Here is a 6205-nt window from a genome sequence, read left to right as displayed (position 1 = left end):
CCAGTTCCTCGTCCACGATGTCCACGATTTCGGGTTCGATGTCGCTCAGTTCGACGCCTTCCTCGGTGACGACGTGGGCGTCCGCCACGTGCGGTTCGTCGATGGGGCGGCCGATTTGCGAGAGGAGGCGAACCCGCATGTCGCGGATGCCGTCCACTTCGGCGACGACGGTTTCGGCGATTTCCGTGCTCAGCAGGTTGTAAATCTTCCCGATGTGGTTGACGGGATTTTTGCCGCTCGTGGCTTCCATGCTCATCGAGCGGTTCGGCGTGATGAGGCCGTTCGCGCGGTTGCCGCGGCCGACGGAGCCGTCGTCGCCCATCTCGGCGCTGGTGCCGGTCGTCGTGAGGTAGATGCTCTCGTCGTCGTCGGCGGTGTTGACGTAGACGTTCACCTCGCGGTCGGTGTACTCGCTCGCGACCTGATGGGTGTAATCGCGGACCGCCTCGACCATCGCGTCGTACTCCACGCGGTTTTCGACGTATTTGTCCACCATCGCGGCGGCGACGGTCACGTCGATGGTGTCGCGCTCGCGCTTGCCCATGATTTTCACGTCGGGGCCGAGTGCGGGGTTGTCCGCCGCGAACTCGCCGTTGAGCCGTCGTTCGGCGTTCAGCACGATTTGTTCGGTTTCGGAGAGGGGGGCGTGGCCGACGCCGAAACTCGTGTCGTTCGCCATCGGAACCGTCGCGCCCTCCTCGGAGAAGACGTCTTGGAGGTCGCCGCTTCCCTCGCCGAGTTTCACGTCGATGATGACGTCACGGCCGACGTCGAGTTCGGGGATGTTCTCGTGGAGGTACTCGCGCGCGGCGTCGAGCGCCACGGTGTCGGTCGGGATTTTCGTTCCGTCGTACTCCTTTGTCGCGCGGCCGACGATGAGGATGTAGATGGGTTCGATCAGTTCGCCGCCGCCGAACCGCGGGTTCGAACTCCCGGCGACGAGTTGCGTCTCGTCGGTGTTGTAGTGGAGGACTTTGCCCACGCGATCGAGATACGTCTGCGAGAGCTCGCTAGAGACCGCTTCCGCGATACCGTCACAGATGGAGTCGGGGTGGCCGATTCCCTTTCGTTCGACGATTTCGATGTCCTGATCTTCGACCGCCCGACGGTCGATAGGTTCCACCTGAATGTTCCGCTCGGTCATTATATCGGATTCGCAGTCACGGATTCTATAACTTGCGGAAACGCTTTCGACCACGGATATTACCGTTACTCATCTTCGAGTAGCAGTCCGAGATACGACGTTCGTATCTGGTCGTCGGGGTCGAGACCGAGTTCGTGAAAGACCGCGTAGGCCCCCACGCGGGCGGATTCGACACCCGCTTCGTTCGTCTCGGTTTCGACCTCGACGAACTCGCCGAGCCCCGTCACGGCGTCGAGGCTGACGACGTAGCTATCCAGTTCGTAGCGTTCGCGTTCCTTGTGGACGGTGGCCGCCGACTCGAACCCGAGCGCGGAGAGCAGTTGATCCACGGTTTCCCCGTTGCCGACCACGGTCTCGTGTTCTTTGCGCGTCTTCGATTCCTGCTCGACCAACGGCCCCTTGTAGGTCACGACCTCCACCGCGTCGTCGTCGTCCGCCTCCCGGCGGATGCGGAGCGCTTCGTCGGTCTCCGCGAAGTCACGGTGGGGGGCGTCGTAGTAGAAATCCTCCTGGGTCACCGTGCCGAGCGAGCGGGCGTCGAGTTCGCGAAGGCGTTCCCGGACCGTCTCGTGGTCGGCCCGGACCTTCACTTCGACTTCGTACATGCTCGGGACGAAGGGGGCGGGAGTCAAAAGCACACCGTGTCGGCGAAATCACGCCGCTCGCGTCGCCGCAGTGTCCCGTTCCGCTCCGTTCGCTCCACCCGCGACGCCGAGATAGTCGGCGAGAGTTCGCAAGTCGCCCGCCTCGCGGTCGAACGCCCGAACGTCGTTTTCCGACACCGTGTTGTCGAACTTCAGCGACCGATACTGGTCCGAACCCATGGGAACGAACGGAATCGCGTCCGCGACCGTCAGCCCGATTCCGGCGAGCGGCATCGGAATCGGCAGGACGGCGACCGACTTCCCGTCGGCGCGATAGGCGAGTTTCGCCACGTCGGCGAGGGTGAGCACCTCGGGTCCGCCGAGGTCGTAGGCGCGTCCGAGATGGTCGTCGTCCTCCACGCAGTCGGCCAGTATCGGCGCGAGGTCGCCCACCCAAATCGGCTGGAACCGCGTCTTCCCGCCGCCCGGCAGTCCCGTCACGTACGGCGTGGTGAGCACCTTCGTGAACGAGACGAACTCGCCGCCGTCGCCGAAGACGACCGACGGGCGGACGATGACCCACTCCAACGACGAGTCGCGGACGACTTCCTCGGCTTCGCCCTTCGCCCGGATGTAGGCGGTCGTTCCGTCCGGGTCGGCACCCAACGCGCTCATCTGGACGAGTTTCGGGACGCCGTGCTCTTCGGCCGCCCGAACGACGTTTTCCGTCCCGCCGAGGTGAACCGACTCGTGGCTCGCGCCGCTCGGCGGCTTGAACAGCGGCGAGAGCGCGACGAGGTTGACCACGGCGTCCCGCCCCGAAAACGCACCGTCGATGCTTTCGTAGTCGGTTACGTCGCCCGCGACCGTCTCGACTCCGGCCGGGAGGTCGGACTCCCGCGGCGAGCGCGAAAGCACCGTCACGTCGTGTCCCCGTCCGTGCAGTTCCTCCGTGAGCGCCGTTCCGACGAACCCGCTGCCGCCGACGATGAGTACTCGCATACTACCCCTTCGTCGGTCAGGGGCTTGACGACACTCCCTGACGTGTTCGCCACGGGTCGTCGTTCGCGAATCCCCCCGTTCTCTCTCGTCGGGTCGTCCGTGAGTCGCCTCCGTCATTTCTCGTCGTCGATACCGACGAACGGCCGGTCTACAATCGACCTAGCCCACTGGCTCAGGTTCCTCCATACTCCGACTCCACGCGGGCGTCGAACGCGTCCCGTATCGTTCGGGTCAACTCGCTGGTGTCGAACCGTCGGTCCCCGACGCGGGTGACCGGCCGCACTTCCCACGTGGTGTTCGTCACGAACGCGTCGTCCGCACGGTAGAGGTCGTCCGGGCGATACGTGTCTCTCTCCACCGCGATATCGCGTTCCCTCGCCAGTTCGAGCACGACGTCCCGAGTGATTCCCGGAAGCACCGGCCCGTCGAGGGAGGGCGTCTTGAGTACCCCGTCGTCACAGAAAAAGAGGTTGCTGGTCGCCCCTTCGGTGAGGTTTCCGTCCACGTCGAGCATGAGCGTTTCGTCCCCCTCCGACTCGCTTCGAGCCAGGATGCCGTTGAGATAGTTGTGCGTCTTTGCGGCCGCCGGGACCGCCGAATCCGGGATTCGAACGGTATCGACGATTTCGACTTCGGCGGGGGAATCCCAGACGGGCGACCCTCCGACCCCGCTCCGGGGGAGTTCCGAAACGAGAATCACCAGCGTTGGAGACGGGTCGGTCGGCGGGGCGAGTTTCCCCGAGTGCTCCCCTCGCGTAACGGTGAGTCGGATGTACGCCTCCGAAAATCCGTTGGCTCGCAACGTCCTCCGAACGTGGTCCAGCAACTCTCCCCGTTCGTATCCGTGGTCGAAGTTCAGGAGGTCACAGGTCCGCTGGAGGCGGTCGTAGTGTCGGTCCCACTCGAACGGAGTGCCGTCGTACGACCGGAGCGTCTCGAAGGCGGCGTCCCCGTACTTGAATCCCCTGTCCGTGACGGACACGGTTGCCTCGGATGCCGGAACGAGTTCCCCGTCGACGCGGTACTGCAATTCACTCATGGATGTTTTTCGATGGTACGGAACGACGTTGCTCGGTGTAGTCGGCGGTTCTCTTTCACAGTCAGAGGAATGTACCGGTTTCCCGTATATATTCTCGCTGCCGATTCGTACCGAACCGACACGAAGAACCCGTGCGAGATATCGGTCTATCGAGAGATAACTCGAAGGTCGATTTTGCGTATTGAAACAGTTATGGTTGCGAATCTCGGAAGAACGGACGATGACCGGGACAGAACACGTCGGTGTGAGCACCAAATGGTCGACGAAATATCTGTAATCACTCGAAAGGACGAGTTCGAATCGGTAGCGAGCGGCTTGGAGAGAGTGGCTCGAATCCCGGTCGAAGTGCGAATAACTGTCGACGACCCCTACACCGCGTACCGAAAGGCGCGGTTCGATTCGGAGGGTGCCTATCTGGAGACGACCGGCGGTCAGGACGGATGGGGATATTTCGGTATCGAACCGGCCTACTGGCTCACGAAGTCCGACGACGAACCGGACAGCTTCGAGCGACTGGAGGAGTTGTTGAACGGCGAGCGATTGGTCCGCGGCGACTGTGACGTCCCGTATCCGTGCGGCGCGTTCGGATGGCTGTCGTACGACATCGCACGGGAGTTGGAGGACCTCCCGGACACCACGGACGACGACAGGACGCTCCCGCGTCTCCAGTTCGGCGTGTACGATTTAGTTTCGGCGTGGAAAGAGCCGCGCGACGGCGACGGGACGGAACTTCGAATCACGTGCTGTCCGCGGGTCGCCCCGACGACGATTTTGCGTCGGTGTACGCAGACGCCCGGAGCCGCCTCGAAGCGCACATGGAGCGGATTCGGGACGGCGACCCGTCGGTCGAGCGCCCCCCCGTCGATGGACCGATAACGTTCCAAAACGAGGTCGGGCAGGAAGAGTACAGCGACCGGATTCGGACCGTGAAACGGTACATTCGAGACGGAGACACCTTCCAAGCGAACATCTCCCAGCGGCTCTCCGCACCCGCCGCGGTCCATCCCACGAACGTCTTCGGCGCGCTCAGGGAAGTGAATCCCGCACCGTACTCCGGAATTTTGGAATTCCCGGGTGTCGATCTGGTCAGCACGAGTCCGGAGTTGCTCTTGGATTGTGAGGCCCGTCGTCTCGTCACGGAACCCATCGCGGGAACGCGACCGCGCGGGGAGACGGCGGAGGAGGACGAGGAACTCGAAGCGGACCTGCTAGCGAACGAAAAGGAACACGCGGAACACACCATGCTCGTCGACCTCGAACGAAACGACCTCGGGAAAGTCGCCGAGTACGGGAGCGTGGAGGTGACGGATTTCAGGCGCATCGACCGCTATTCGGAAGTGATGCACACGGTTTCGGTGGTCGAGGGCGTCCGGCGAGACGACCAATCGATTCCCGACTCCATCGCCGCCGTCTTCCCCGGCGGGACCATCACGGGGGCACCGAAGCCGCGAACGATGGAGATCATCGACGAAGTGGAGTTCACCCGCCGCGGGCCGTACACCGGCGCTATCGGCGTGCTCGGGTTCGACGAGCGAGCGACGCTGAACATGACGATTCGGACGCTCGTTCGGACGTCGGGGCGGTACTACCTCCGCGTCGGAGCGGGTATCGTTCACGATTCGGAGCCGGTCGCGGAGTTTTACGAGACGCTCGACAAGGGACGCGCGCTCATCAACGCCGTCAGCGACGCGCTCGACGACGACGCGGAACTCGAACTCGAAGTGGGTGACGCCCAATGATTCTGGTGATAGACAACTACGACTCGTTCGCGTACAACCTCGTGCAGTACATCGGCGAGTTCGCCGAAGAGATCGTCGTCCGCAGGAACGACGCGACAACCATCGATGAAATCCGCGAACTCGACCCCGACGGAATCGTCGTGTCCCCGGGTCCCGGAACGCCGCAAGAGGCGGGCGTCTCCATCCCGATTTTCGAGGAGACGCGGATACCGGCCCTCGGCGTCTGTCTGGGCCATCAGGCGCTGTGTGCGGCGGAGGGGGCGACGGTCGGACACGCCCCGGAAGTCGTGCACGGCAAATCGTCGGAGATCAACCACGACGGGAAGGGAATCTACGAGGGCGTGCCGAGTCCCTTCCGTGTCGGTCGATATCACTCCCTCGCGGTCCAGAGCGGGACGCTCCCGGATTCGCTCCGGGTGACGGGGAACACCAAGGGAGACGAAGACGAGCGCGTCGTGATGAGCGTCCGCCACGAGTCGAAACCCCACATCGGAATCCAGTACCATCCCGAGAGCGTTCTGACCCCGCCGGGGAAGCGGCTGATACGGACGTTCTGCCGAAAGTGTCGGACGGACTCCTTCGCCGACGTGTAGACGGGAAGGGGACGATTTCGGACGTATCAATCCCTATTTTGTCCGGCCATCATCGTCCTCCAGCCACTACTTTCCTACTATCGTCGTCTGGTTGTGTCCCTCGT

At 63.3% G+C, this 6205-nt stretch carries 5 protein-coding genes and 1 pseudogene; 2 read left to right on the top strand and 4 right to left on the bottom strand.

What is annotated here, in order from left to right:
• From BG842_RS08900 to BG842_RS08885, 4 genes are all read right to left on the bottom strand, one after another.
• The coding region (locus tag BG842_RS08900; protein ID WP_069450489.1) for a methionine adenosyltransferase at window positions 1-1144 on the bottom strand (1144 nt) is incomplete at its 3' end.
• Window positions 1145-1209: 65 nt separating this feature from the next.
• Complete coding sequence (gene cyaB / locus BG842_RS08895) at window positions 1210-1749, bottom strand: class IV adenylate cyclase (protein ID WP_069450488.1); 540 nt, start codon at window positions 1747-1749, stop codon at window positions 1210-1212.
• 48 nt (window positions 1750-1797) lie between these two features.
• Window positions 1798-2730 (bottom strand): complex I NDUFA9 subunit family protein, encoded by a 933-nt coding sequence (locus BG842_RS08890; protein WP_069450487.1) that lies wholly within the window; start codon window positions 2728-2730, stop codon window positions 1798-1800.
• A 172-nt stretch (window positions 2731-2902) separates the two neighbouring features.
• Window positions 2903-3769 carry an aminotransferase class IV gene (locus tag BG842_RS08885; RefSeq protein WP_069450486.1) on the bottom strand — a complete coding sequence of 289 codons (867 nt, stop codon included), beginning with the start codon at window positions 3767-3769 and terminating at the stop codon, window positions 2903-2905.
• Window positions 3770-4024: 255 nt separating this feature from the next.
• Between BG842_RS08885 and BG842_RS08880 the strand changes: the two are divergent.
• Window positions 4025-5508: pseudogene (locus tag BG842_RS08880) on the top strand (anthranilate synthase component I family protein).
• Window positions 5505-6101 carry an aminodeoxychorismate/anthranilate synthase component II gene (locus tag BG842_RS08875; RefSeq protein WP_069450485.1) on the top strand — a complete coding sequence of 199 codons (597 nt, stop codon included), beginning with the start codon at window positions 5505-5507 and terminating at the stop codon, window positions 6099-6101. Before BG842_RS08880 ends, BG842_RS08875 begins: the two are co-directional and overlap by 4 nt.
• The last annotated feature ends 104 nt before the right edge of the window (window positions 6102-6205 follow it).

Source organism: Haladaptatus sp. W1, from assembly GCF_001723155.1.
In the GTDB taxonomy this organism is placed as follows: Archaea; Halobacteriota; Halobacteria; order Halobacteriales; family Haladaptataceae; genus Haladaptatus; species Haladaptatus paucihalophilus.
Note: the sequence above shows the minus strand (reverse complement) of the source record. Positions and strands in the feature narration are given on the sequence as shown.

Coding starts and splice junctions, on each gene's coding strand:
- cyaB (WP_069450488.1), bottom strand. CDS start 1,749: ATGTACGAAGTCGAAGTGAAGGTCCGGGCCGACCACGAGACGGTCCGG.
- BG842_RS08890 (WP_069450487.1), bottom strand. CDS start 2,730: ATGCGAGTACTCATCGTCGGCGGCAGCGGGTTCGTCGGAACGGCGCTC.
- BG842_RS08885 (WP_069450486.1), bottom strand. CDS start 3,769: ATGAGTGAATTGCAGTACCGCGTCGACGGGGAACTCGTTCCGGCATCC.
- BG842_RS08875 (WP_069450485.1), top strand. CDS start 5,505: ATGATTCTGGTGATAGACAACTACGACTCGTTCGCGTACAACCTCGTG.